Below are 26,585 nucleotides of genomic sequence, written 5' to 3'. Positions count from 1 at the left end.
TCAGGGCCTGCTGTACGGATCCCGGGGTCCGACCGGGTCAGGTCCAAGAGGCTCGCGCCCGGCGGGCCCGGGTCCGGCAGACTTGGGCCCGTCGCCTTCCGGCCCCGATGCCTGACCGGTGGCCGGAACAGTAAATGGGGCGGGAAGTGGACCAGTAGCCGCACCGGGAAATGGACCAGTTGCCGGGCCGGCTGCCGGGCCAGCCTGGCCGGAAACCGGGCCCCGGTTCAGGCGCCAGACGGCAAAAGCGATGAGCCCGGCGGCGATCACGGCCAAGAGCAGGAACGTGTAGTTCCTCATCGCCCACAGGATGCAGGCCGCTACCCCGGCGGCTCCCCACCAGACGAACAGCCGCTCCCCCAGGCCCAGGCCTGCCACCAGGAGCAATGCGAGAAGTATGAGGACCCAGAGCTGCTGGCCGCCGCCGCCACCGAACAGTATGCCGAGGCCACTGGCCGACAGCAGGACAGCGGCGGCACCTGTCAGGAACCGTCCTGCTGATGGACTGCCGGACAGATACCTCAGGGCACCGAGGCCAGCTGCCAGGACCACGTACCACTGAACCACCCAGAACGGATCGGGCAGCCCGGCCCACAGCCTGCCGCCCCTCCCATCAAGCTCGAACAGTGCAGCGCGCTGGACTGCTGCGGTCAGCAGGAGCGCACCCGCCTCCAGGACCAGCCGCCGTGACCGAAGTGGCGCTTCCCGGTAGGCGACGCCGACGGCGAGGGCCACCACGGCAGCCGCCGTCCAGGACGTTGCATCGTGCCGGACCCCGGCCAGTGCCGCCAGGATGAGGCCCAGGAAAGCGGCCCCTGCGAGGGACCAGCGACGCACCGGGTCACCCTGCAGCGGGATGCTGCGGAACAGCCGGGCAGCGTACAGGACGGCGGACGCAGCCCCGGCGCCCGTTAGCCACGGCAGGAATCCACCCCAAACACCAGGCACGTTGGTGTACGCCTCCGCTGCGAGGATGACCCCGCCACCAAGAGCCGCCAAGGCCGCCGGCGGGTAGAGCTGCGGGAGGTTCTCGACGTGGGAGGCAGTAAAGCCAACGGCAGAAAGGACCAGAACCGCGGCCCCCAGGACCCAGTCCTCAGCGGGTGGCGAGATGAGCACAGCAATCACGCCGGACAGCCCGGCCGCGACCAGCCACAGCCAGTGCTCAACGTCCTCCACCGGAACGTTCCGCCGGCGCCGCATGACGCCGGCAAAGGATGCAAGCACTGCCAGCAACAACAAGGTCGCAGCAGTTCCGGTGTGGCCCAGCACTGGCGACACCAGGAACGTCCCGCCGAAGGTGACCAGCGGACCCAGGGCAAGCACGCCGAACAGCACTGCGTACACACCGAAGTACAGCGCGGCGCGGGCAATAAAGAGTTTCCTCGCCACCACGGCGGACGCCAGGAGCATCAGCAGCTCCAGCAGTACAACCCAGCGCCCGCCGTCGTCTTCCCGTCCAAGAGCGGTGGTGATCCCCGGCCCAACGGTGTACGCCAGCGGCAGCAGAGCTTGGCCGGCCAGGGTGATCCAGACCGCCGCCTGCTGGAACGGGACCTCGGTGAGCCGGGTGCGCATGACCCACCGGACCGCATGCTGGGCTGCCAGCACCACGGCGAAGGTCAGGGAAACCACGGTGGGCGACGCCGTGAGGTCGTAGCTCAGTACCAGCGCGAGGGCCGCGGTCAGGACGCGGGCCGCCACAAAGTACCAGCCTTTCCGGATGCGCTGCGGTTCGGCCACCACCATCAGGGTGGAGTACACGGCGAACACTCCGAGGATCAGTTCGACCTCCAGGAGTCCGCCGCCCGAGAGTGCAAGCAGCAGGACCAGGGCAGCGGGGGCCAGCCAGAAGGCACCCGGCTCGCTGCGGAGAAAGTAGCTTGCGGCCGCGGCGCCTAAAGCAACAAGACCAATAGCCCAGGTCCCCTGCCAGTCTGTGGAATCTCCCCGGGCAAGCGTGGCGCTGCATACAAGCTGGACAAGCAGCACAGCTCCCGCATCAGCGAGGACATACCGGGGAGCACGACGGCGGGCGGCGGCGATCAGGGGAAGGCTCAGCTGGAGAGCCAGGACAGTGAGGAGGACCGTGGCGGGTCGAACAACCGCTTCCGCGAAGACCAGCGGGCCGTTCTCCGCCCGCAACTGGTGAAAGGCCGTGAGGACGAGGACCGTGGCCGCCGCCCGGCCCAGCCACCAGTACGTCCAGCGGTGCTGGCGGATGCGCAACCGCGGCGCTGTGACCATCAGATAGGCAACCACCAGGACGAGCGACAGATTTCCGGCACGCTGCGACACGGCCTGGAAGGCGGCCGCGGCGGTAACCACACAGACGCCAAGAGGCAGAGCCTCCCAGGCAGTGGCCACCCAGTCCCTTTCGTTGGCCGGCCGGGGAACCATCATGACCCCGATGGCAAGTGCCGCTGCGAGTTGGAGGAAAAGTCCGGCAGCCGTCAGTGAGTGGTCCGGCGATGTCTCGACGACCGGCAATCCGATGACGACTAAAGCACCACCGGCCCCGAACACTCCCAGGGTGGCCTGCGGCGCCAAGGTCCGCACCCCTGCGCGCTCCAGAATCGCCGTCAGGACCTGCTGGCACACCAAAGCGACCAGCACAGCGAACACGGAAGCCTCGACCCGCCGCGGATCGTTATCCATCAACGCGGCGACCGTAACGGGGACCGCGAACGTCAGCGCCACACGGGCTCCCAGGACCAGACGGCCCCGGAAATCGCCCGCCGAGTACAGTCCGCGTGCAGCCCAGTAGCCGGCTGAGAGGACCAGGAGGACTGCAAGCGGCCCCGCTCCCATCGACGGGGACGCAATCACCGCCAGCGCCAGCGCAGCCACGGGCGCCCATTCGGCCCTGCCCGCCCACCTCATCGCAAGGACCATGCCCGTGGCCAGGGACAACCCGACCGGGACCCACAACGGCACCGTTCCCGCATATTCAGGCGAAAAGGCGGCCCCGCGGAACAATCCGATCGCAACTTCCTCGAGGCAAAACACCGCTGTTGCCGCGAGCTGCAGTCCAAAGGTCAGCAGCGCGTCGACGCGCCACCGGCCCCCACTATCGCCGGCGGCGTCCCCCGCGCCCGGCGGAGTGGACCCCTCCGGTTGAGGGAACCAGAGCGCCAGCCGCCCCGCCAGCAACGCCACCGCCAGGGCCTGAACCGCAAGCAGGGCGGCCGCTGCGAGAAGAGCGTCACTCCCCCGGCCGCTCAGGTGCCATACCTCGACGGCGGCGGCAACAGTCAGTGCGGCACGTGCACCATAGAGGTTGAGCAGCCTCAGCCGCAGGGGAACGGCTGAACTCAACGGCATCGAGGACATCAACGCAAAGTACAGTCCGCACATGCCCATGACCAGGGCGTATTCCGCCCTGTCCAGGAGCAGCGGTACAAACGTCGCGGCGGCCGCTACAGCGGGAACAACCATCGGGTGGAGCATAGTCAGTGGCCTGACGTAAACCGGCGGCAGCCAGCCCGGCCGGATTATGGCCAACGCGGTCAGGAGCGTGGCGATTCCTATCAGTACGGCGAAGTACCAGACCAGCGCACCGCCAAGGACGGAGACTCCGGAGAACGCGGTGGATGCCACGAAGGTGAGGGACAGGTAGACCAACACCCGGCTCTCAAGGCGCACCGCAGCCGCAATGTAGCCGGCGGTGCCGATCACTGATGTGATCAGCCAGGCGGCAGGGCCATCGTGCAGCGCAAAGTTGTACAGTGCCAGTCCTGTCACGGGCACCATCGCCAGCCCCGTGCCCGTGAACGCCACAGCGGCCGGTTTCAGCCGGGGCACCCTGGCCAGGAGCACAAACCCCGCACCATAGAACAATGCCGTAACCACACAGACCCCGGCGAAACGCAAGACGGGTGGCAGGCCAGTGCCGATGAACAGGGCCGCGGCGGCCACCAGCATCAGGCTGGCAACGTACAACGTGATGTTGATGTTCTGGCGGTCCCGCTTTTCGCGCCGGGCCTGGCGATCGGCCGGCGTTTCCGGGAGCGGCTGGAATGCTTCGGCCCGGAAGGGATCCGCCCGGGAGGCAGGGCCGCGGGGCTGTGAGGGTGCCTGCGGGACCAGCGGCGCGGGGAGGACCACCCGGGCAGGAGGCGCAGCAACTGTTAGGGGCGGAAGCGGTGAAATGGCCGCGAAAGGCGAGGCTGGTGCCACGGAGATGGGAACCTCCGAGGGAGGCACCGATGGTGCGGGCCTGGGCGTGATGGCGCCCGCCGTCGTCGGGCCCTGGATCCTGGCCATGGCGTCAAGCCACCCCTGGAGGTGGCCTGCACGGTAACCGGCCTCGTACGCTTCGTTCCCCACGATGGTCCCTCTCCCGAAGACAGGTTGCCTGTCCGGTTTCCCAGCGCTATTAATCCAATGACTGGATTAACTGTAGCAAAGAACAGCCCCGCTGCACCAGCAGCGGGGCTGTTCCAAACTTCACCTCAGGCCGCCAGACGGCCTTTCAGTTCAGCGATCAATCAGATCAACAAGTGACTACTTGATGATCTTGGTGACGCGTCCTGAACCAACGGTGCGGCCGCCTTCGCGGATAGCGAAGCCGAGGCCCTCTTCCATGGCGATGGGCTGGATGAGCGCAACGGTCATCTCAGTGTTGTCGCCAGGCATAACCATTTCCGTGCCCTCAGGCAGGGTGATAACGCCGGTTACGTCCGTGGTGCGGAAGTAGAACTGCGGGCGGTAGTTGGAGTAGAACGGGTTGTGACGCCCGCCTTCGTCCTTGGAGAGGATGTAGACGTTAGCCTCGAAGTCGGTGTGCGGGGTGATGGAACCCGGCTTGACGACAACCTGGCCACGCTCTACGTCATCACGCTTCAGACCGCGGAGCAGGAGGCCACAGTTCTCGCCGGCCCATGCTTCGTCGAGCTGCTTGTGGAACATCTCGATACCGGTAACCGTGGTCTTCTGGACCGGGCGGATGCCGACGATCTCGACCTCGGAGTTGATGGCGAGGGTTCCACGCTCGGCGCGGCCCGTAACAACGGTGCCACGGCCGGTGATCGTAAAGACGTCTTCGATCGGCATCAGGAAGGGCTTGTCACGGTCACGAACGGGGTCCGGTACCGAGTTGTCGACAGCTTCCATGAGGTCCTCGACGGACTTGACCCAAACCGGGTCGCCTTCGAGGGCCTTCAGGCCGGAGACGCGAACGACGGGTGCTTCGTCGCCATCGAAGCCCTGAGCCGAAAGCAGCTCACGAACTTCCATTTCAACGAGGTCCAGCAGTTCTTCGTCGTCAACCATGTCCGACTTGTTCAGAGCAACCAGCAGGTAGGGAACACCAACCTGGCGGGCGAGCAGGACGTGCTCGCGGGTCTGAGCCATCGGGCCGTCAGTGGCGGCAACCACGAGGATTGCACCGTCCATCTGTGCAGCACCGGTGATCATGTTCTTGATGTAGTCAGCGTGACCCGGAGCGTCTACGTGTGCGTAGTGGCGCTTCTCGGTCTGGTACTCAACGTGGGAGATGTTGATGGTAATGCCGCGCTGACGCTCTTCGGGAGCAGAGTCAATTGACGCGAAGTCGCGCTGCTCGTTGAGTGTCGGGTACTTGTCGTACAGCACCTTGGAAATCGCGGCCGTCAACGTCGTCTTACCGTGGTCAACGTGACCAATGGTGCCGATGTTAACGTGCGGCTTAGTCCGCTCGAACTTTGCCTTTGCCACAGGTTCCTCCTAGAACGTTTTCAAATGACTTACCCTTCGACCGCGCTTGTCGCGGCGAAACTTTGAGTAAGTCTACTTGGGGGGCTTTGGATTGATGAAATTGCAGATTCAGGAACTAATACTAGTCCCACGAGCCTGTCGGTGCAGATGGCCGCCGGCCGGGCCGGAGCCGGCCATCTGCACCAGGTGAATTTCCGGAACCGGAAACGCACCCGAGTTTGTTGCTGCGAGAGCCGTGGAGACTACTCGCCGCGGTTCTTCTGGATGATCTCGTCGGCGTAAGCCTTCGGGACCTCGGCGTAGCTGTGGAACGTCATGGAGTACACAGCGCGGCCCTGGGTCTTCGAGCGCAGGTCACCGATGTAGCCGAACATGCCGGACAGCGGGACGTGCGCGCGGATGACCTTGACGCCCTGGGCATCTTCCATGGACTGCATCTGGCCACGGCGGGAGTTGAGGTCACCGATAACTTCACCCATGTATTCCTCAGGGGTGCGGACCTCGACATCCATCAGCGGTTCGAGCAGGACAGGGTTCGCCTTGCGTGCGGCTTCCTTGAAAGCCATACGGCCGGCGATCTTGAACGCCATTTCCGAGGAGTCAACATCGTGGTACGCGCCGTCAATCAGCGTGGCCTTGATGCCGACAACCGGGTAACCTGCCAGGACGCCGTCGTTCAGCGCATCCTGGATACCGGCGTCCACCGACGGGATGTATTCACGGGGAATACGGCCACCGGTGACCTTGTTCTCGAACTCGTACAGCTCGCCCTCGGACGTGTCCAACGGAGCGATCGCAATCTGGATCTTTGCGAACTGGCCCGAACCACCGGTCTGCTTCTTGTGTGTGTAGTCGTGACGCTCTACAGCACGCTTGATGGTTTCGCGGTAAGCAACCTGCGGCTTGCCAACGTTTGCCTCGACCTTGAATTCGCGGCGCATGCGGTCCACCAGGATGTCCAGGTGGAGCTCGCCCATGCCGGCGATGATGGTCTGACCGGTGTCCTCGTTGAGGGAGACCTGGAAGGTCGGGTCCTCAGCGGAGAGCTTCTGGATGGCCGTGGAGAGCTTCTCCTGGTCACCCTTGGTGTTCGGCTCGATCGCAACAGAGATCACGGGCTCCGGGAAGCTCATGGACTCCAGGACGATCTGGTTGGAGGAATCGCACAGGGTGTCGCCCGTGGTGGTGTCCTTCAGGCCGATCGCTGCGTAGATGTGGCCAGCGGTAGCGCCGTCAACCGGCATTTCCTTGTTGGCGTGCATCTGGAACAGCTTGCCGATGCGCTCCTTCTTGCCCTTGGTGGAGTTGACCACCTGGGAGCCTGCTTCCACATGACCGGAGTACACGCGGATGAAGGTGAGCTGACCGAAGAACGGGTGCGTGGCAATCTTGAACGCCAGAGCCGAGAACGGTTCCTCGGAAGACGGCTTGCGCGTCAGTTCCTTCTCTTCGTCGCGGGGATCGTGACCGATCATCGGCGGGACGTCGAGCGGGTTCGGCAGGTAGTCAACAACAGCATCAAGCATCGGCTGGACGCCGCGGTTCTTGAAGGCAGAGCCACAGAACACCGGGTACAGCTCGGAGTTGATCGTCATCTTGCGGATGCCGGCCTTGAGCTCGTCCTCGGAGATTTCTTCACCTTCGAGGTACTTCTCCATGAGCTCTTCGGAGGACTCTGCAACGGTCTCAACGAGCGCTGCGCGGTACTCTTCAGCCTTTTCCTTGAGGTCAGCCGGGATCTCCTGGATCTCGTACTTGGCACCCATGGTGACGTCACCCTTGGAGTCGCCGGGCCAGACCAGTGCGCGCATGTAGAGCAGGTCGACGACGCCGATGAAGTCGTTCTCGGCGCCGATCGGCAGCTGCATTACCAGCGGCTTGGCACCGAGGCGGCCGACGATGGTGTCTACGGTGAAGTAGAAGTCAGCACCGAGCTTGTCCATTTTGTTGACGAAGCAGATACGCGGAACGTTGTACTTGTCGGCCTGGCGCCAGACGGTCTCGGACTGCGGCTCAACGCCTTCCTTGCCATCGAAAACAGCGACAGCGCCGTCGAGGACGCGCAGGGAGCGCTCAACCTCAACGGTGAAGTCAACGTGGCCGGGGGTGTCGATGATGTTGATCTGGTTGTTTTCCCAGAAGCAGGTCACGGCGGCAGACGTGATGGTGATGCCGCGTTCCTTCTCCTGTTCCATCCAGTCAGTGGTCGAAGCGCCGTCGTGCGTTTCGCCGATCTTGTGGTTCACACCTGTGTAGAACAGAATGCGCTCGGTGGTGGTGGTCTTGCCGGCATCAATGTGGGCCATGATGCCGATATTGCGGACCTTACTAAGGTCGGTAAGCACGTCCTGTGCCACGGTGTCTCCCTTTCGGATGGACTGCACGTTCGCCGCCGGCTCTGTTGAGCCGGCGGCGTCCGGGAAGTATTACCAGCGGTAGTGTGCGAAGGCCTTGTTGGACTCGGCCATCTTGTGGGTGTCTTCGCGACGCTTCACAGCGGCACCGAGACCGTTTGAGGCATCCAGGATTTCGTTCTGGAGGCGCTCAGTCATGGTCTTTTCGCGGCGGGCCTTGGAGTAGCCAACCAGCCAACGCAGCGCGAGGGCGGTGGAGCGGCCCGGCTTGACCTCAACCGGAACCTGGTAGGTGGCGCCGCCAACGCGGCGTGAGCGGACCTCGAGGGAAGGCTTGACGTTCTCCATGGCCTTCTTGAGGGCTGCTACGGGGTCGCCGCCGGACTTGGCGCGGGCGCCTTCGAGGGCACCGTAAACGATGCGCTCTGCGGTGGACTTCTTGCCGTCAACGAGAACCTTGTTGATCAACTGAGTGACCAGCGGGGAGCCGTATACGGGATCTAGTACGAGCGGCCGCTTGGGGGCCGGACCCTTGCGAGGCATATTACTTCTTCTCCATCTTTGCGCCGTAGCGGCTGCGTGCCTGCTTACGGTTCTTCACACCCTGGGTATCGAGGGCGCCACGGACGATCTTGTAGCGGACACCCGGAAGGTCCTTAACGCGACCACCGCGAACGAGCACAATGGAGTGCTCCTGCAGGTTGTGGCCTACACCGGGGATGTAAGCGGTAACTTCAATGCCACCGTTGAGGCGCACACGTGCGACCTTACGCAGAGCCGAGTTCGGCTTCTTGGGGGTGGTGGTGTAAACGCGGGTGCAAACACCGCGGCGCATCGGGCTGCCGTTCAGGGCAGGAGCCTTGGTCTTTTTGACCTTAGGCGTGCGGCCCTTGCGGACCAGCTGGTTAATCGTAGGCACTCTCGTGTTCTCCGTTGGTTTGATCTCTACCGGCGCGTTCAGGCGTCAGCCTGAAGTGCATCGGTTTTGGCGTTGTCCCTGCAGCCGTGAGGTCTAGAATCTTGCTTAGGCGTGCAAAAGCGTGGCATTCGTTGCGCACCTAGCCCGCAACCCGGAAACAAGCTCCCACCCAAGCATCATGAGAACAAAACCAAAATGATGCTTGCGGCGGCCTTCATCCACTGCCACACAGAACAATTACACAAAGTTTAGCACGGCTGGCTCAGCACCCTTAACCGGGTGTAGGCGAAAAGCCAATGCCTCCCGCCGTCGTCGGCCGTTTCCGCTTTGAACAGCAACGCGGGTTAAACAGCAACGCGGGGTCACTCTGAGCCCAATCCGAGGTGAGGATTGGGCCTTAAGTGACCCCGCGTTGCTTTAGAAGGGCAGGGCGTCCGGGTCCCTACGTGGCGCGGAACGCGACACGTAGGGACCCGCCCTGCCCGCTAGCGGAAGTCGTTACCGAGATCGTAGTCATCCAGCGGGATGGCGTGGAACTCAGGAGCTCCGTCGCCGCCCAGGGAGTCGTACGAGAAGTCACTGAATGCGCTCGGGCCGGTGAACAGGTTGGCCTTTGCTTCCTCAGTGGGCTCCACGGTGACCTCGGTGTAGCGCGGGAGACCCGTGCCGGCCGGGATCAGCTTACCGATGATGACGTTCTCCTTGAGGCCGAGCAGCGGATCGCTCTTGCCTTCCATGGCCGCCTGCGTCAGGACGCGGGTGGTCTCCTGGAAGGAAGCTGCGGACAGCCAGGACTCGGTGGCCAGGGACGCCTTGGTGATGCCCATAAGCTCCGGACGTCCGGAAGCCGGAGTCTTGCCCTCGGACACAACGCGGCGGTTGGCCTCCTCGAAGCGGCTGCGCTCGGCGAGCTCGCCGGGCAGCAGATCCGATTCGCCGGACTCGATGACCGTGACGCGGCGCAGCATCTGGCGGACGATAACCTCGACGTGCTTGTCGTGGATACCGATGCCCTGGCTGCGGTACACGCCCTGGACCTCGTCCACCAGGAACTTCTGTGCAGCGCGGGGGCCCATGATGCGCAGAACCTGCTTGGGATCGACCGGTCCGTTGATCAGCTTCTGGCCGACGGTGACGTGATCGCCATCCTCGATCAGCAGGCGTGAACGGCGAAGGACCGGGTAAGCGATCTCTTCGGTTCCGTCGTCCGGCGTGATAACCAGGCGCATCTGGCGCTCGGACTCTTCGATGGTGATGCGGCCGGCTGCTTCAGCAATCGGTGCAACACCCTTGGGAGTACGGGCTTCGAAGAGCTCCTGGATACGGGGCAGACCCTGGGTGATGTCGTCGCCACCGCTGGAGGAAACAGCACCACCGGTGTGGAACGTACGCATGGTCAGCTGCGTGCCGGGCTCACCGATGGACTGTGCGGCGATGATGCCGACGGCCTCGCCGATGTCCACGGTCTTGCCGGTGGCCAGCGAACGGCCATAGCACAGTGCGCAGGTGCCGACGCTGGACTCACAGGTGAGTACGGAGCGGACCTTGACCTCGGTGATGCCGGCTGCGAACAGCTCAGCGATCACGACGTCGCCGCAGTCGGTGCCGCCGGCTGCAAGGACATTGCCCTTGGAGTCCACAACATCAACAGCGAGCGTACGGGCGTAGGCACTGTTCTCGACGTTCTCGTCCAGAACCAGCTCGCCGTTGGCGTCGGGGACAGCGATGGGCGTGACCAGGCCACGCTCAGTGCCGCAGTCCTCTTCGCGAACGATGACGTCCTGCGAGACGTCCACCAGGCGACGGGTCAGGTAACCCGAGTTGGCGGTACGCAGCGCGGTGTCAGCCAGACCCTTACGGGCACCGTGCGTGGCGATGAAGTATTCCAGCACCGACAGGCCCTCGCGGTAGGAGGACTTGATGGGACGCGGGATGATCTCACCCTTAGGGTTGGCCACCAGGCCACGGATACCCGCGATCTGACGGACCTGCATCCAGTTACCACGTGCACCGGAGGACACCATGCGGTTGATGGTGTTCATCGGGGACAGGCTGTCACGCATCGCCTGGGCGATCTCGTTCGTTGCCTTGTTCCAGATCTCGATCAGTTCCTGGCGACGCTCGTCGTCGTCGATCAGGCCCTTGTCGTACTGGCCCTGGATCTTGGCAGCCATGGTTTCGTAGCCGGCGAGGATCTTCGGCTTGTCCTTGGGTACCTCGATGTCCGAGATGGCAACGGTAACGCCCGAGCGGGTGGCCCAGTAGAAACCGGCATCCTTGAGGTTGTCCAGCGTTGCCGCCGTAATCACCTTCGGGTAGCGCTCTGCGAGGTCGTTGACGATCGTGGACAGTTCGCCCTTGTCTGCAACGTTCTCAACCCACGGGTAATCCGCCGGCAGGGTCTGGTTGAAGATGACCTGGCCCAGGGAGGTCTGGACGAGAACCGGCTGGCCGGCCTCCCAGCCTTCCGGAGCTTCCCAGCCCGCGTACGGGACGAAGCCTTCAAGGCGGATCTTGACCTGCGAGTTCAGGTGCAGCTCGCGGAGGTCGTAAGCCATGATGGCTTCCGAAACGGACGAGAAGACGCGGCCTTCGCCAGCTGAACCGACACGCTTGGTGGTCAGGTGGTAGAGGCCGATGATCATATCCTGCGAAGGCAGGGTGACCGGGCGGCCGTCGGACGGCTTCAGGATGTTGTTCGAGGACAGCATCAGGATGCGTGCCTCAGCCTGGGCTTCGGGGCTCAGCGGCAGGTGGACTGCCATCTGGTCGCCGTCGAAGTCGGCGTTAAAGGCGCCACAAACCAGCGGGTGAAGCTGGATTGCCTTACCTTCAACAAGCTGCGGTTCGAACGCCTGGATGCCGAGGCGGTGCAGGGTAGGTGCACGGTTGAGCAGCACCGGGTGTTCGGTGATGATCTCTTCGAGCACGTCCCAGACCTGCGGACGGTAACGCTCGACCATACGCTTGGCCGACTTGATGTTCTGGGCGTGGTTGAGGTCAACCAGGCGCTTCATCACGAACGGCTTGAAGAGCTCCAGCGCCATCTGCTTGGGCAGGCCACACTGGTGCAGCTTCAGCTGAGGACCGACGACGATGACCGAACGGCCGGAGTAGTCGACGCGCTTGCCGAGGAGGTTCTGGCGGAAACGGCCCTGCTTGCCCTTGAGCATGTCGCTCAGGGACTTCAGCGGACGGTTGCCCGGTCCGGTGACCGGACGGCCGCGGCGGCCGTTGTCGAAGAGGCTGTCAACGGCTTCCTGAAGCATGCGCTTCTCGTTGTTGACGATGATCTCCGGAGCACCCAGGTCAAGCAGTCGCTTGAGCCGGTTGTTGCGGTTGATCACACGGCGGTAGAGGTCGTTGAGGTCAGAGGTCGCGAAGCGGCCACCGTCCAGCTGGACCATCGGGCGCAGTTCCGGCGGGATCACCGGGACGGCGTCCAGAACCATGCCAAGCGGGCTGTTGCTGGTGGTCAGGAACGCGTTGACCACCTTCAGGCGCTTCAGGGCGCGGGTCTTGCGCTGGCCCTTGCCGTTGGCGATGATGTCGCGCAGCAGGTCCGACTCGGCCTGCATGTCGAAGTTCTCAAGACGCTTCTTGATCGCTTCGGCACCCATGGAGCCTTCGAAGTACATGCCGTAGCGGTCGCGAAGCTCGCGGTAGAGGCCTTCGTCGCCTTCGAGGTCAGCGACCTTGAGGTTCTTGAAGCGGTCCCAGACCTGCTCGAGGCGCTCGATCTCAGCGTCAGCGCGCTTACGCACGTTGGCCATCTGGCGGTCAGCGGAGTCGCGGGCCTTCTTCTTGTCGGCAGCCTTGGCACCTTCACCTTCGAGGCGCGCGATCTCGTTTTCGAGGTCACGGGCGATCGTGGCGATGTCGGAGTCGCGGTTGTCGATCAGCTGCTTCTTCTCGATGTCGTGCTCAACCTGAAGGTTGGGCAGTTCCTCGTGGCGTGCATCAGCGTCGACGCTGGTGATCATGTAGGCAGCGAAGTAGATGACCTTTTCGAGGTCCTTCGGCGCCAGGTCAAGGAGGTAGCCCAGGCGGGACGGAACACCCTTGAAGTACCAGATGTGCGTGACCGGGGCGGCCAGCTCGATGTGGCCCATGCGCTCACGGCGGACCTTTGCGCGGGTGACTTCAACGCCACACCGCTCGCAGATGATGCCCTTGAAGCGCACGCGCTTGTACTTACCGCAGTAGCATTCCCAGTCGCGGGAAGGGCCGAAGATCTTCTCGCAGAAGAGGCCGTCCTTCTCGGGCTTGAGCGTGCGGTAGTTGATGGTTTCCGGCTTCTTAACCTCGCCGTAAGACCAGCCACGGATGTCATCCGCGGTGGCGAGGCCGATCTGCATGAGGCCGAAGGAGGATTCGCTGGACATATGGTCCCTGTTCTCTCTTGTTCTCTAAATTCTGAAGTCTTGGGTTACGGGAAGAGGGAGGTGGCGTACGACGGCGGGTGGTCACCCGCCGTCGTACACCCCCTGACTAGACCTCTTCTACGGAACTGGGCTCTGCACGAGACAGATCGATGCCCAGTTCTTCCGCAGCCGTGAAGACTGCGTCATCAGAGTCACGCATTTCAATTGTGGTTCCGTCCGTGGAAAGTACTTCCACGTTCAGGCACAGCGACTGCATTTCCTTGATCAAGACCTTGAAGGACTCAGGAACGCCCGGCTCAGGGATGTTCTCGCCCTTGACGATTGCTTCGTAGACCTTCACACGACCATGGATGTCATCGGACTTGATCGTGAGCAGTTCCTGGAGCGTGTAGGCGGCGCCGTAAGCTTCGAGCGCCCACACTTCCATTTCACCGAAGCGCTGGCCACCGAACTGTGCCTTACCACCCAGCGGCTGCTGCGTGATCATGGAGTACGGGCCGGTGGAGCGGGCGTGGATCTTGTCGTCCACCAGGTGGTGGAGCTTCAGGATGTACATGTAGCCGACCGAGATCGGATCCGGGAACGGCTCGCCGGAGCGGCCGTCGAACAAGCGGGTCTTGCCTGAGGAGTTGATCAGGCGGTCGCCGTCGCGGGTCACGTTGGTGGAGTCCAGCAGGCCGGTGATTTCTTCTTCACGGGCGCCGTCGAACACCGGCGTTGCAACAGTGGTCTGGCCACTCTCGCGCGGCAGGTTCGGCAGCTGCTTGATCCACTCCGGCTCGCCTTCGATCTTCCAACCGGTCTTGGCAACCCAGCCGAGGTGCGTTTCGAGCACCTGGCCGACGTTCATACGGCCCGGAACACCCAGCGGGTTCAGGACGATATCAACGGGGGTACCGTCGGCAAGGAAGGGCATGTCCTCGATCGGGAGGATCTTGGAGATAACACCCTTGTTGCCGTGACGGCCGGCGAGCTTGTCGCCGTCGGTGATCTTGCGCTTGGCAGCCACGTAGACGCGGACCAGCTGGTTCACGCCGGGGGGCAGTTCGTCGTCCTGGTCGCGGTCGAAGACGCGGACACCGATAACGGTGCCGGACTCGCCGTGGGGCACCTTCAGGGAGGTGTCGCGCACTTCGCGGGACTTCTCACCGAAGATGGCGCGCAGCAGGCGCTCTTCCGGGGTCAGTTCGGTTTCACCCTTCGGGGTGACCTTTCCGACCAGGATGTCGCCGGCTTCGACCTCGGCACCGATGTGGATGATGCCGCGCTCGTCCAGGCCTGCCAGGACTTCCTCGGACACGTTGGGGATGTCACGGGTGATTTCCTCGGCACCAAGCTTGGTGTCGCGGGCATCGATCTCGTGCTCCTCGATGTGGATGGAGGAAAGAACGTCCTCGGCAACGATGCGCTGCGAGAGGATGATGGCGTCCTCGAAGTTGTGGCCTTCCCATGACATGAATGCCACGAGCAGGTTCTTACCGAGGGCGAGCTCGCCCTGGTCCGTTGCCGGGCCGTCGGCGATGATGCCGCCGACTTCGAGGCGCTGGCCTTCGTTGACCAGGACGCGGTTGTTGTAGCAGTTGCCCTGGTTGGAGCGTGCGAACTTGTTGATGCGGTAGTTGGTTTCCGTGCCGTCGTCGTTAAGCACGATGACCAGCTCAGCGGAGACCTCGGTGACCACACCGGCCTTCTTGGCGATGGTGACATCACCGGCGTCGACGGCGGCGGCGCGCTCCATGCCGGTGCCCACGAAGGGAGCCTCGGAACGGACCAGCGGCACAGCCTGGCGCTGCATGTTGGCACCCATGAGCGCGCGGTTTGCATCGTCATGCTCCAGGAACGGGATCAGGGCCGTAGCCACAGACACCATCTGGCGCGGGGAAACGTCCATGAACTCGACCTCGCCGGCGGGAACGAGCACAGGCTCGCCTCCACCACCACGGGCGCGGACCAGGACGGTCTCTTCGGCGAACTTCTTGTTCTCATCCAGCGGAGCGTTGGCCTGTGCGATCAGGACCTCTGCTTCGTCGTCGGCGGTGAGGTACTGGACCTCATCGGAGACAACGCCTTCGGAGACGAGACGGTAAGGAGTCTCGATGAAGCCGAACGGGTTGATGCGGCCGTAGGAAGCCAGCGAACCGATCAGGCCAATGTTCGGGCCTTCAGGAGTTTCGATGGGGCACATACGTCCGTAGTGGGACGGGTGAACGTCGCGGACTTCCATGCCTGCGCGGTCACGGGACAGACCACCCGGGCCAAGCGCGGACAGACGGCGCTTGTGGGTCAGACCCGAAAGCGGGTTGTTCTGGTCCATGAACTGGGACAGCTGGGACGTTCCGAAGAACTCCTTGATGGCTGCAACAACCGGGCGGATGTTGATCAGGGTCTGCGGCGTGATGGCCTCGACGTCCTGCGTGGTCATACGCTCGCGGACAACGCGCTCCATACGGGACAGGCCGGTGCGGACCTGGTTCTCGATGAGCTCGCCGACGGCGCGGATGCGGCGGTTGCCGAAGTGGTCGATGTCATCGATCTCGACGCGCAGCTCGTGGTCCTGGCCGTCGCGCTTGCCCGTGAGGGTCTTTTCGCCGGCGTGCAGGGCAACGAGGAACTTGATCATCGCAACGATGTCTTCAACGTGCAGGACCGAAGCTTCCTTGTCGCCAAGGGACCGGTCGATGCCAAGCTTGCGGTTGATCTTGTAACGGCCAACCTTGGCCAGATCGTAGCGCTTGGAGTTGAAGTACAGGTTGTCCAGCAGGGACTGGGCAGCCTCGACTGTGGGCGGCTCGCCTGGTCGCAGCTTCCGGTAGATGTCCAGCAACGCGTCTTCGCGGGTTTCGGTGGCGTCCTTCTCCAGCGTTGCGCGCATGGAGTCGTACTGGCCGAATTCTTCGAGGATCTGGCCTTCGGTCCAGCCAAGGGCCTTCAGCAGAACCGTGACGGACTGCTTGCGCTTGCGGTCGAGGCGGACCCCGACCTGATCGCGCTTGTCGATCTCGAGTTCAAACCATGCACCGCGGGACGGGATGATCTTTGCAGTGAAGATGTCCTTGTCACTGGTCTTGTCAGCGGTGCGCTCAAAATAGGCGCCCGGTGAACGGACCAGCTGGGAGACGACGACACGCTCGGTGCCGTTGACGACGAAGGTGCCCTTCTCGGTCATCAGCGGGAAGTCACCCATGAACACGGTCTGCTGCTTGATTTCGCCCGTGTTGTTGTTCATGAACTCGGCCTTGACGTACAGCGGAGCCGAGTAAGTTGCGTCCCGGTCCTTGCACTCAGCCATGGTGTATTTGGGATCAGCGAACTCCGGATCGGAGAAGCTCAGGGACATGGTGCCCTGGAAATCCTCGATTGGGGAGATCTCTTCAAAGATGTCCGAGAGTCCGGACGAAGTGGCTACGCTGAGATCGTTTTCTTCAACAGCTTTCGCAACGCGTGCCTGCCAGCGTTCATTGCCGACCAGCCAGTCAAAGCTGTCTGTCTGCAGGGCAAGCAGATTCGGAACGTCAAGAGGTTCGTGAATCTTTGCGAATGAGAGCCGGCGAGTGGCACCATCAGTGGTGTTCGATGCGATAGCGGTGGCAGTGTTATTTACATTAGAGGTGCTCGAGGCGACCAAGAGGGATCCTTCCACAGACCTTCAGGCGTTTTCAGATCTCCCCCGCTGTGCACCCTGCAGAGTGTCTCTGCAGTGCTACCATCCGGTTCCGCTATATGACCCGGGGCCCGGTCTGACCATTGTGTGACGTTGTTGACGGCACGTTAATAGTCAGCTGCCAGGCAAAGCCCACCGCTATATGAAGGCTGAAGGTAAACAGGGAAGACGCAAATATCTACGATACGGCAAAACCCTTAACGTGTCTACCCCACTTCAGCACCTTTTGCAAGCACTGGTTTTTTTGTCTGCCTGGTTCCCTCAAACAGGCCGCAACCGGAAGCGTCAGAGCGTCAGCGTGACGCCCTCAGCGGTGCAGGCGCCGGCGTTCGCAAAGACGGCGTCGCGGACGGCGTCCTTGGATGCCTGGGCCGGCTGGCCGCCGGTATCGGCAACGGACGAATGGTCGATGGCGAGGGCGCCAAGGGTGGTAAACAGTGCCTTCAGGTTCCCGGAGTAGTCATCCTTGACATCGCGTGCCGCCCGGTACACGTCCTCATGGGCTTCGGGATCGCTCCCGGCAGCGCGGTACTGGACGTACAAGGAATTGAACAGCTCGCATGCCTCCTTGGCCCCGCCGGCCTGGGGCGCAGCCGACGCTGTGGAATACCGCGACGGCGATGCCTGGGTGCTTGCGGGGGCGGAAACAGCAGGGGCCGGGGACGCCGTGGTGCTGTCCGGGGCGGGAGTGGAAACGCTGCACCCGGTCAGTCCGGCGAGGCAAGCGACGGCCGCCGCGGCGAGGATTTTCTTCAAGATGCTGCTCCCTGTTGTTCCATAGCTGTTGCGCGCTGTCTATTGTGCGCTGTCTGTTCTGCGTTGTCGTCGCCGTCCACCCTACGCACGCAAGCCACGTCCTGCACATTCTGTGCATGGGTACTTCTCCCCCGAGGCCCTCTCCCGAGCGGGGTCGGAATGCACTGCACGGCCCCGGCGTTTGAGTCATTAGGTGACGGTGATCACGATAGCCTTGGGCTACAGAGGATCAGATCGAACAACACAACGAGGGTTGGAAGATAACAATGGGCAATTCCACAGACGACACTGACGTTGTCATCCTGGCCGGGGTACGCACACCGCAGGGCCGGCTCAACGGGCAACTGGCGGGCTTCACCGCCGTCGAACTCGGTGCACATGCGATCAAAGCCGCGGTTGCCGCGAGCGGCGTCGACGCCGGCCAGGTGGACGCCGTGATCATGGGCCAGGTGCTGCAGGCCGGCGCCGGCCAGAACCCGGCGCGCCAGAGCGCCATCGCCGCCGGCATCGGCTGGAACGTTCCCACCGTCACCATCAACAAGGTGTGCCTGTCCGGGCTGACCGCCGTTATTGACGCCGCCCGGCTGATCCGCAGCGGCGATGCCACGGTGGTGGTGGCCGGCGGCCAGGAATCCATGACCCGAGCCCCGCACCTGCTCCCGGGCTCACGGCAGGGCTGGACCTACGGCGCCATCCAGGCCCTGGACGTGGCTGCCCATGACGGCCTCACCGACGCTTTCGATGGCCAGTCCATGGGCCTGTCCACCGAAACCAGGAACCTCGCGCTGGGGATCGACCGCGCCTCGCAGGACAACGTGGCAGCCCAGTCGCACCAGCGCGCCGCGCTTGCGGCAAAGAACGGAATCTTCGACGACGAGATCGCACCGATCAGCGTCAAGCAGCGCAAGGGCGATCCCATCGTCGTCTCCGCAGACGAAGGTGTACGGCCCAACACGTCCATCGAATCCCTCGCCGGGCTGCGCGCCGCGTTCGTCACGGACGGCACCATCACGGCCGGCAACTCCTCTCCCCTGTCCGACGGCGCCTCCGCACTGGTTCTGGCATCGCGCCGGTTTGCCGAAGAGAACGGACTGGAATACCTGGCCGTCCTCGGAAAGCCCGGGCAGGTGGCAGGGCCGGACAATTCACTCCACTCCCAGCCGTCAAACGCGATCAAGGATGCCCTGGCGCGAGCCGGCTGGAGCACCGCTGACCTGGACTTCATCGAAATCAACGAAGCCTTCGGGTCCGTGGCCGTCCAGTCGCTCAAGGATCTGGACTACCCGCTGGAGCAGTGCAACATCCACGGCGGTGCCATTGCGCTGGGCCACCCGATCGGCGCATCCGGCGCCAGGCTGGCCCTGCACGCCGCCCACGAGCTCAAACGGCGCGGCACCGGCAAAGCCGCGGTCTCCCTGTGCGGAGGCGGCGGGCAGGGCGAAGCCCTCCTGCTGTACCGGGACTGATGGTGGGGCAGGCCGGTAACGGGAGCACCGCCGTCGGACGTCAGCGTTTCCTGGCGGACGCCGCAGCGCGCGGCCTGGAGGTCCAGATCGTTGAGCGGCTGGCCGCCAGGAGCCTGGCGGAAGCAGCTGCCATCCTGGGCATAACACCCGCGGAGATCGTGAAGTCCCTGGTGGTCAAGCACAAGGACGGGACGTTCCTGTTCGCGCTGATCCCGGGAGACCGGCAGATCTCGTGGCCGAAGCTCCGGAACCTGGTGGGAGTTAGCAAGCTGTCGCTGCCACCGGCTGACGTGGCGTTTGCCGCAACCGGTTACGAGCGCGGCACCATCACCCCGCTCGGCAGCACCACCGCCTGGCCCGTGTACGCGGACGCCACCGTGGCCGGCCGCCGTATCTCCATGGGCGCCGGGGAGCACGGCTACAGCGCATTTGTTCAGGCGGACGCCCTCACCGCGGCCCTGGGTGCCGTGGTCGCGGATATCAGCGACCCGGCCTAGCAACGCGGGGTCACTTTCGGCCCGATAACCGGCATTTTTCGGGCATTAAGTGACCCCGCGTTGGGTTGAAGGACTGGGTTAAGACAGGAAAACCCCGTCCACCGAAGTGGACGGGGTTTTCCGTGAAGCGGCGTGAGTTACTTGATGGTAACGCGGGCGCCGGCAGCTTCGAGCTGATCCTTAGCCTTCTCGGCAGCTTCCTTGGTGACACCTTCGAGGACAGCCTTCGGAGCGCTGTCAACAACGTCCTTAGCTTCCTTCAGGCCCAGGGAAGTGATAGCGCGAACTTCCTTGATCACTGCGATCTTCTTGTCGCCGGCAGCTTCGAGAACGACGTCGAATTCGGTCTTCTCTTCAGCTTCTTCTGCAGCGCCGCCACCGGCGGGGCCTGCAACAGCAACAGCAGCAGCAGTAACTTCGAAGGTCTCTTCGAAGAGCTTGACGAACTCGGAGAGCTCGATGATGGTCAGTTCCTTGAAAGCTTCAATGAGCTCTTCGTTGGTGAGCTTCGCCATGGTTGGCGTCCTTCCTATAGGTGGTGTTCAGCGGCCTAGGCCGCTTTAACACCGGAGTCTGGTGGGTAAAGAGAAGTTACTTCTCTTCGGCAGCGGGAGCTTCGGCCGGGGCCTCAGCTTCTGCGGCGGGAGCCTCTTCGGCGGGAGCTTCTTCAGCGGCAGGAGCCTCGGCAGCTGCCGGTGCACCGTTCTCTTCTTCAAGCTTGAGGCGCAGAGCGTCAATGATGCGTGCAGCCGCGGCAGCAGGTGCCTTGAGGATGCCTGCAACCTTGGCGAGCTGCAGCTCGCGGGACTCGAGCGCTGCCAGTGCGACAACTTCGCTGGCGTTCAATGCCTTGCCCTCGAAGTAACCGGTCTTGATGACCAGCTGCTTGTTGGCCTTGGCAAAATCCGTCAGGCTCTTGGCAGCGGCAACTGCGTCACCCTTGATGAACGCGATTGCAGTGGGGCCGGAGAGCTGGTCGTTGAATGCTTCAACACCGGCTTCCTTGGCTGCAATGGCGGTCAGGGTGTTCTTGACGACCGAGAACTTGGTGTCCTGGCCGAGAGAAACACGCAGCTGCTTGAGCTGTGCAACGGTGAGCCCGCGGTATTCGGTCAGGACAGCGGCGTTCGATTCCTTGAAATCGTTAGTGATCTCAGCTACTGCTGAAACCTTTGTAGGCGTTGCCATAACCCTCCTTCCGGGGATAGTGCCGGTATTCGACGGTCCCCGCTCAAGTGAGCTAAAACTAAAAACGCCCCGCGCAGATGCACGGGGCTTGGCTCAACATGGCTGATGCCATGGAGCGTTTGCTTCGTTCACCTGCGCCGGCCGCCCTATGTTCAGGGTCCTTCGTCCAGAAATACATTTGGCCTCCAGCGCACAACTGCAGAGTTGAGCTGTGTTCAGGAGAATGGATTTCCAACAACCGACGGTCTTTGGTAGTTCAAGCTTACGGGACGTGCCGCCGTCCCGCCAAATCGGCCTCAGCTGACGCTTGACTTCAAGGACGGGAGTTCTTTCTGCCAGATCCCCGTCACCCCGGCTGTGGTGAAGCCGAGCTGCTGGTTGACCGTCAGCAGGTACCTGTTCTCCGGGGCGTTCCAGGTGTAGATGACGCGGGCGTCCGGGAACTGCTCGGTGAGCCGCTCCATGTTGGCCAGCTTGATCAGCAGGCCCAGTTTGTTGCCGCGGTGGGCCTGCAGGACCAGGGTGTCATCCTGGAAGACCACGTCGGGGCGGTGGGCCAGGACGCTGATGGTGGTCAGGCCCACCAGTGCCCCGCTGGCGAGATGTTCGACGGCGGTGACCACCGTCCGCCGTCCCTGCGCGATGGTGACCTCTTCCGCCTCACGGAGGATGGCGCCGTCGAACACCATGTCCTGTTCAACAGGAGTCTTCAGGGAAGGATCGACGTCGGCGCCCGCCTGGTTCTCGAGAACGGCGACGGCTTCGAGCCACTCATCGGGGCAGCGGTCGGTCCAGTGGTGGAGCCGGTAGCGGCCGTTGTTGGCATCATCAGCTTCCGCCTGGAGATCGGCCACCAGCTTGGTGTCCAGGGGCAGGGTGCAGGAGCTGAACTGCTCGATGTGCTGCAGGGTATAGCCGGTCCGCTGCGCAAATTCGACCTCACGGCTTTCCAGGGGCACAAACCCCTGGCCCGAGCCCGGCACCAGCTGGGCCCTCTCGAACTCGTGCAAGGACGCGCCGGGATGGTTGGTGTCCACCAGGATCGAGGTGCGGCCCTCGCTCCTGGCCAGGTGTTCGGCCTCGTGCAGCAGCTTCCGGCCCACTCCCTGCCGCTGGAATTCCGGCAGGATGTCCAACGTAAACTCCGCCATGTCCAGGTTCTCTGTCAGCGGGAGGGCGATGTCCACGGTCCCGACGATCTGGCCGTCCACTTTGGCCACCAGAATGATCTGGCGCTCGTACGGATCCGCCAGTTCCAGGAGCTTTTCCAGCGGCGTGTAGGCCAGGTCATCGCTCCCCCACGTCTGCATCCGGACCTTGCGGCCCACCTCGACGGCGGCCAGGAAATCCGCCGCCTCGGGCGCGTCCAGTGAGTCCGGGATCCACAGCTGTTCGATCCGTACGTCTTTTGCCATATGGGGCCTCATCCCAGCCGTTTCTGCCATTCGCCCTCATAACCAGCAGGTTGGAAGCCAAGCAAAGTATTGATCGCCAGCATATGCCGGTTTTCCACCGCATTCCATGTCAGCACCGAGCGCGCCGCGGGCCAACGCTGGTGGGCCGCCCGCAGATTCGCGGCTTTGATGAGCAGCCCCAGCCTCTTTCCACGGTGCTCGGAGGTCACCAGGGTGTCCTGCTGGGCGATGGACCCGGGGACCCCCGGCCGCCAGTTCAGCACCGTATAGGCGACAAGTTCGCCGCTGGTCGTGTGCAGCGCCGCCGCGACCTGGGTCTGCACCCCGCCGCGGATGTTCGCCTGCTCCTCATGGCGTAGCCTGGCCGCATCCCAGACCTCCGCCTCCCAGCCCAACCCGGCAATCGGAACGTCCGAACTCATGCGGGCCTTGAGGGCCGCGTACGCATCCACCAGATCTTCAGGGCAGGTGTCCCCCCAGCCCACCATGACGTAACCGCCTGCCCGGATGGATGCCTCCGCCTCCAGTGACTCGAGGTGGCCCTGTCGAAGCGGAAGGGCCAGGCGGCTGGCCCGCTCCACCTGCTCGAGCTCGTAGCCTGCACTGGCCGCAAAGGCGACCGCGGGGACATCGGCGGGTAACCCACCGGCCCCCGATTTGGCAGGCAGCAGCCGGGCCGCCTGATCCACCGCCGCCGCGGGGAGCTCACAGTAGGCATCAAGGGACGTTCGGCCGTGTTCTATCGCCACAGCCTCCGCGTGGGCCAGCAGCCGGCTGCCCCAGCCCTGGCGCCGGTAAGCAGCCGTCACGTCCACCGAAATGCCGGCTGTGTAGGTGTTCTCGCGCAGCGGCAGCGTGACTGAGCAGGCGCCGATTGTTTCCTGGCCCAGCTGTGCTATAAAAAGCTGCCTCTCCTCGTACTCGCTCCCCCGCCAGTACTCAAGGCTCTCGCTGAAGGTAGGGCAACGGTCCAGGTCGCCCCACTTGTCCAGTTCGTCCGCTTCGCGGATCGCCTGGTAGGCGTGGAGGTGGCTTCGGCCGTCTCCGTTGGCGACGCCACCGGAAACTCCGGAGACCCGGGCACCAGGGTGCGTCCCGGCGTCGGGCGTTGCAGGAATTGCGACGGCGGTGATCACCAGGTGCTGACCGGTCATGACCCCAGCCTAGTGAGTGCGTCCGCTTAAACCGAAGGACCGTCCGGCTTAAACCCAAGGACCGCCCGGCGCAATGCCGGGCGGTCCTTGGTTGTGCCGGACGGATCCGGCAGCGGGAACTGGTGGAGGATTAGACCTCGGTCAGGACCTTGGTGACGTTGGGATCCACGGAGATGCCGGGGCCGAACGTGGTGGCAACGGTAGCCTTCTGGATGTAGCGGCCCTTGGAAGCGGACGGCTTCAGGCGAAGGACCTCTTCCAGTGCTGCTGCGTAGTTCTCGGCCAGCTTCAGGGCATCGAAGGAAACCTTGCCGATGATGAAGTGCAGGTTCGAGTGCTTGTCGACGCGGAAGTCGATCTTGCCACCCTTGATGTCGTTGACAGCCTTGGCGACGTCGGCGGTCACCGTGCCGGTCTTCGGGTTCGGCATCAGGTTACGCGGACCCAGGACCTTACCGAGGCGGCCAACCTTGCCCATGAGGTCAGGGGTGGCGACGGCGGCGTCGAAGTCGGTCCAGCCGGCTGCGATCTTTTCGATCAGGTCATCGGAACCAACGAAGTCGGCGCCGGCAGCGATTGCTGCCTCAGCCTTGTCGCCTGTTGCGAAGACGAGAACGCGGGAGACCTTACCGGTGCCGTGGGGCAGGTTGACGGTGCCGCGGACCATCTGGTCAGCCTTACGCGGGTCAACGCCCAGACGGAAAGCGACCTCAACGGTGGCGTCGAACTTGGACGGGTTGGTGTCCTTGGCGAGGGTTACTGCCTCGAACGGCGCGTAGAACTTCTCCGCGTCGATCTTGGCGGCTGCTGCCTCATATGCTTTGCTGCGCTTTGCCATGCTGCTGTTTCTCCTTGTGCAGTTGTGGTCTGCGGACCGCGCTGGGCCCTGCCACAAGTTGGTCATCCGACTGATATATCCGGATTCCAACATTTCAATGTTTCAGTGGTGCCGGTTTCCCGGCGGTGGAAGGCTGTTTAGCCTTCGACGGTGATACCCATGGAGCGGGCGGTACCGGCGATGATCTTCGCTGCGCCTTCGAGGCTGGTGGCGTTGAGGTCTTCCATCTTGGTGGTGGCGATCTCGTTGACCTGGGCCTGGGTCAGCTTGGCAACCTTGACGGTGTGCGGGGTGGGTGAACCCTTGGCAACGCCGGCAGCCTTCTTGATGAGCTCCGCGGCCGGCGGAGTCTTGGTGATGAACGTGAATGAACGGTCTTCGTAAACCGTGATTTCCACGGGGATGACGTTTCCGCGCTGGGCTTCTGTGGCAGCGTTGTACGCCTTGCAGAATTCCATGATGTTGACACCGTGCTGGCCAAGCGCAGGACCGATCGGCGGGGCCGGGTTAGCGGCGCCTGCCTGGATCTGCAGCTTGATGAGGCCGGTGACCTTCTTCTTGGGAGCCAATGTAAGGTCCTTCTCTCAATATCTTCCTGGGACACAGGAGCGTGCCTCAGGTTGTTGGCCGCCATGGCGAGGCGGCCGGCCGTTCCGGGGCTGCTAAGCGGGCAGTCCGGAACGAATTCTGTGCTGGTTACTAGATCTTGCTGACCTGGTTGAACGCCAGGGTAACCGGGGTTTCGCGCTCGAAGATGGACACCAGGACCACGAGGGTCTGGGATTCCACCTTGATCTCGGAGATCGTGGCCGGAAGGGTCTCGAACGGACCTTCCTTGACGATGACCGACTCGCCGACCTCGAAGTCGACATCAATCGGGGCGGCAGCGTGCTTGACCGGTTTGCCCTTTTCGGCCTGCTCTTCTTCGAAGACCGGGGCCAGCATGGAGAAGACTTCGTCAAGGCGCAGCGGCACGGGGTTGTGGGCGTTGCCCACGAAGCCGGTGACACCGGGGGTGTGGCGGACGGCGCCCCAGGAGGCATCCGTCAGGTCCATGCGGACCAGTACGTAGCCGGGGATGCGGACGCGGTTGATGACCTTGCGCTGAGCGTTCTTGATCTCAACGACCTCTTCCATGGGCACCTGGATCTCGAAGATGTAATCTTCCATGTCCAGGGTCTGGATGCGGGTCTCAAGGTTGGCCTTGACGCGGTTTTCGTAACCGGCGTAGGAGTGGATGACGTACCAGTCACCCTCCTGGCGGCGCAGTTTGGCCTTGAATTCGTCGGCGGGGTCTACCTCAGCCTTTGCGGCCGCGGCGGCGAGAGCGTCAGCATCCTCGTCGTCGGCTTCTGCATCGTCCTCGGAAAGTTCGCCGTCAACGGCGTCGCTCTCTGAGTCGTCATCCTCTGCAGCGGCATCCGCGGCAGCGTCAGAATCGTCGTCGGAATCGGCGTCGGCGGATTCGGGCGCAGCGGACTCAACCTCGGACTCTTCACTGGCTTCAGCCGTGTTGTCCGTGGACTCTTCCAGCTCAGTCTCGGTTTCCTCGAGCTCCTGCTCAGACACTTGGTCTCCTGCTTCCTTCATTGCCTAACATGCCTATTTAAATGGCTCAATTCCGCACACCAAGCGGCTTCCCTTTCCGGTTACCCGGATCGGGGCCACACGGCCTACGGACAATTCGCCCTTAGCGGTCCCAGGGAGCAATCCCGCCGAAGACCCAGCCGACAACGGATCCAAAACCGATGTCCAGCAGGCTGACGATGACCATCATGATGGCCACGAACACCAGCACCACGAGCGTGTAATTGATCAGTTCCTTGCGGGTTGGTGCGACAACCTTCTTCAGTTCGCCGATGACCTGGCGGACGAAGAGTGCAATGCGAGCGAAGAAGTTTGCCTTGGCGGCCTTCTTAGCTGGGCGGCCCTTGGAGCTGCTGGCAGCTGTTTCGGTCACCTGGTCCTCACTCATCTTTGCAATGTTGGATTACCCGGTCCTGATCAGAACCATGGTTGCTGCGCGTGCCCCGGCTTCACGCCGGGGCAGCTTGCGCAGGGCAGACAGGACTCGAACCTGCAACCTGCGGTTTTGGAGACCGCTGCGCTACCAATTGCGCCACTACCCTATGGATCAAAAACCGGAATCATGCGTTATCCGTCAGCTTTCACTGGGGCGCACGCCATCATCCGTGTTTTCAACACCGGAGAACCAGTCTACGCAACAACTACGTGTACGTCGAACCAGCCTCGTT

18 protein-coding genes and 1 tRNA gene are annotated in these 26,585 nt (G+C 63.2%); 2 read left to right on the top strand and 17 right to left on the bottom strand.

What is annotated here, in order from left to right; all coding sequences use genetic code 11:
- The 8 genes from AC1MCA_RS16005 to AC1MCA_RS15970 all read right to left on the bottom strand — a co-directional run bounded on the left by AC1MCA_RS16005 (nucleotide 1) and on the right by AC1MCA_RS15970 (nucleotide 17,772).
- The gene (locus AC1MCA_RS16005; protein WP_479799087.1) at nucleotides 1-4,329 is read right to left on the bottom strand and encodes a hypothetical protein; all 4,329 of its coding nucleotides are present in this window, start codon (nucleotides 4,327-4,329) and stop codon (nucleotides 1-3) included.
- Nucleotides 4,330-4,506: 177 nt separating this feature from the next.
- On the bottom strand, nucleotides 4,507-5,697 hold the full coding sequence (gene tuf / locus AC1MCA_RS16000) for an elongation factor Tu (RefSeq protein ID WP_108600234.1): 1,191 nt from the start codon (nucleotides 5,695-5,697) through the stop codon (nucleotides 4,507-4,509).
- 242 nt (nucleotides 5,698-5,939) lie between these two features.
- Entirely contained in the window at nucleotides 5,940-8,054 is a 2,115-nt protein-coding gene (fusA, locus tag AC1MCA_RS15995; protein WP_479799085.1) for an elongation factor G, read from the bottom strand.
- Between the two features lie 69 nt (nucleotides 8,055-8,123).
- Nucleotides 8,124-8,594, bottom strand: coding sequence for a 30S ribosomal protein S7 (rpsG, locus tag AC1MCA_RS15990; RefSeq protein WP_011692813.1), 471 nt, complete (start codon nucleotides 8,592-8,594; stop codon nucleotides 8,124-8,126).
- Between the two features lies 1 nt (nucleotide 8,595).
- On the bottom strand, nucleotides 8,596-8,970 hold the full coding sequence (gene rpsL, locus AC1MCA_RS15985; protein ID WP_018773658.1) for a 30S ribosomal protein S12: 375 nt from the start codon (nucleotides 8,968-8,970) through the stop codon (nucleotides 8,596-8,598).
- Nucleotides 8,971-9,455: 485 nt separating this feature from the next.
- Nucleotides 9,456-13,355, bottom strand: coding sequence for a DNA-directed RNA polymerase subunit beta' (locus AC1MCA_RS15980; RefSeq protein WP_479799083.1), 3,900 nt, complete (start codon nucleotides 13,353-13,355; stop codon nucleotides 9,456-9,458).
- A 106-nt stretch (nucleotides 13,356-13,461) separates the two neighbouring features.
- A complete protein-coding gene (gene rpoB / locus AC1MCA_RS15975; protein WP_108600689.1) occupies nucleotides 13,462-16,980 on the bottom strand; it encodes a DNA-directed RNA polymerase subunit beta in 3,519 nt (1,172 codons plus the stop codon).
- 321 nt (nucleotides 16,981-17,301) lie between these two features.
- Nucleotides 17,302-17,772, bottom strand: a complete 471-nt coding sequence (locus AC1MCA_RS15970; RefSeq protein WP_479799081.1) for a hypothetical protein — start codon at nucleotides 17,770-17,772, stop codon at nucleotides 17,302-17,304.
- A gap of 266 nt (nucleotides 17,773-18,038) precedes the next feature.
- Here AC1MCA_RS15970 and AC1MCA_RS15965 point away from each other — a divergent pair, with 266 nt between their 5' ends.
- Both AC1MCA_RS15965 and AC1MCA_RS15960 read left to right on the top strand, forming a co-directional pair.
- A complete protein-coding gene (locus tag AC1MCA_RS15965; RefSeq protein WP_479799079.1) occupies nucleotides 18,039-19,238 on the top strand; it encodes an acetyl-CoA C-acetyltransferase in 1,200 nt (399 codons plus the stop codon).
- Nucleotides 19,238-19,735, top strand: coding sequence for an aminoacyl-tRNA deacylase (locus AC1MCA_RS15960; RefSeq protein ID WP_479799077.1), 498 nt, complete (start codon nucleotides 19,238-19,240; stop codon nucleotides 19,733-19,735). The genes AC1MCA_RS15965 and AC1MCA_RS15960 overlap by 1 nt, the downstream gene beginning before the upstream one ends.
- A gap of 137 nt (nucleotides 19,736-19,872) precedes the next feature.
- On the opposite strand, the gene rplL is transcribed toward AC1MCA_RS15960, so the two are convergent.
- From rplL to AC1MCA_RS15915, 9 genes are all read right to left on the bottom strand, one after another.
- Nucleotides 19,873-20,250 carry a 50S ribosomal protein L7/L12 gene (rplL, locus tag AC1MCA_RS15955; protein ID WP_354146221.1) on the bottom strand — a complete coding sequence of 126 codons (378 nt, stop codon included), beginning with the start codon at nucleotides 20,248-20,250 and terminating at the stop codon, nucleotides 19,873-19,875.
- 76 nt (nucleotides 20,251-20,326) lie between these two features.
- Nucleotides 20,327-20,923, bottom strand: a complete 597-nt coding sequence (gene rplJ / locus AC1MCA_RS15950; protein ID WP_479799075.1) for a 50S ribosomal protein L10 — start codon at nucleotides 20,921-20,923, stop codon at nucleotides 20,327-20,329.
- A 296-nt stretch (nucleotides 20,924-21,219) separates the two neighbouring features.
- Nucleotides 21,220-22,338, bottom strand: coding sequence for a GNAT family N-acetyltransferase (locus tag AC1MCA_RS15945; protein ID WP_479799073.1), 1,119 nt, complete (start codon nucleotides 22,336-22,338; stop codon nucleotides 21,220-21,222).
- An 8-nt stretch (nucleotides 22,339-22,346) separates the two neighbouring features.
- Nucleotides 22,347-23,492 carry a GNAT family N-acetyltransferase gene (locus tag AC1MCA_RS15940; RefSeq protein WP_479799071.1) on the bottom strand — a complete coding sequence of 382 codons (1,146 nt, stop codon included), beginning with the start codon at nucleotides 23,490-23,492 and terminating at the stop codon, nucleotides 22,347-22,349.
- 130 nt (nucleotides 23,493-23,622) lie between these two features.
- Nucleotides 23,623-24,330, bottom strand: coding sequence for a 50S ribosomal protein L1 (rplA, locus tag AC1MCA_RS15935; RefSeq protein ID WP_108599516.1), 708 nt, complete (start codon nucleotides 24,328-24,330; stop codon nucleotides 23,623-23,625).
- Nucleotides 24,331-24,467: 137 nt separating this feature from the next.
- The gene (rplK, locus tag AC1MCA_RS15930) at nucleotides 24,468-24,899 is read right to left on the bottom strand and encodes a 50S ribosomal protein L11 (RefSeq protein ID WP_024365990.1); all 432 of its coding nucleotides are present in this window, start codon (nucleotides 24,897-24,899) and stop codon (nucleotides 24,468-24,470) included.
- Nucleotides 24,900-25,029: 130 nt separating this feature from the next.
- Nucleotides 25,030-25,899, bottom strand: coding sequence for a transcription termination/antitermination protein NusG (nusG, locus tag AC1MCA_RS15925; RefSeq protein WP_479799069.1), 870 nt, complete (start codon nucleotides 25,897-25,899; stop codon nucleotides 25,030-25,032).
- 121 nt (nucleotides 25,900-26,020) lie between these two features.
- On the bottom strand, nucleotides 26,021-26,305 hold the full coding sequence (secE, locus tag AC1MCA_RS15920) for a preprotein translocase subunit SecE (RefSeq protein WP_108599514.1): 285 nt from the start codon (nucleotides 26,303-26,305) through the stop codon (nucleotides 26,021-26,023).
- 81 nt (nucleotides 26,306-26,386) lie between these two features.
- Nucleotides 26,387-26,459 (bottom strand) — tRNA-Trp (locus AC1MCA_RS15915).
- Nucleotides 26,460-26,585: the final 126 nt, after the last annotated feature.

The organism is Arthrobacter sp. BK1 (assembly GCF_056680055.1).
This window is presented reverse-complemented; position numbering and strand designations above follow the sequence as displayed.

Coding starts and splice junctions, on each gene's coding strand:
- rpsG (WP_011692813.1), bottom strand. CDS start 8,594: ATGCCTCGCAAGGGTCCGGCCCCCAAGCGGCCGCTCGTACTAGATCCC.
- AC1MCA_RS15980 (WP_479799083.1), bottom strand. CDS start 13,355: ATGTCCAGCGAATCCTCCTTCGGCCTCATGCAGATCGGCCTCGCCACC.
- AC1MCA_RS15965 (WP_479799079.1), top strand. CDS start 18,039: ATGGGCAATTCCACAGACGACACTGACGTTGTCATCCTGGCCGGGGTA.
- AC1MCA_RS15960 (WP_479799077.1), top strand. CDS start 19,238: ATGGTGGGGCAGGCCGGTAACGGGAGCACCGCCGTCGGACGTCAGCGT.
- rplL (WP_354146221.1), bottom strand. CDS start 20,250: ATGGCGAAGCTCACCAACGAAGAGCTCATTGAAGCTTTCAAGGAACTG.
- rplJ (WP_479799075.1), bottom strand. CDS start 20,923: ATGGCAACGCCTACAAAGGTTTCAGCAGTAGCTGAGATCACTAACGAT.
- AC1MCA_RS15945 (WP_479799073.1), bottom strand. CDS start 22,338: ATGGCAAAAGACGTACGGATCGAACAGCTGTGGATCCCGGACTCACTG.
- AC1MCA_RS15940 (WP_479799071.1), bottom strand. CDS start 23,492: ATGACCGGTCAGCACCTGGTGATCACCGCCGTCGCAATTCCTGCAACG.
- rplA (WP_108599516.1), bottom strand. CDS start 24,330: ATGGCAAAGCGCAGCAAAGCATATGAGGCAGCAGCCGCCAAGATCGAC.
- secE (WP_108599514.1), bottom strand. CDS start 26,305: ATGAGTGAGGACCAGGTGACCGAAACAGCTGCCAGCAGCTCCAAGGGC.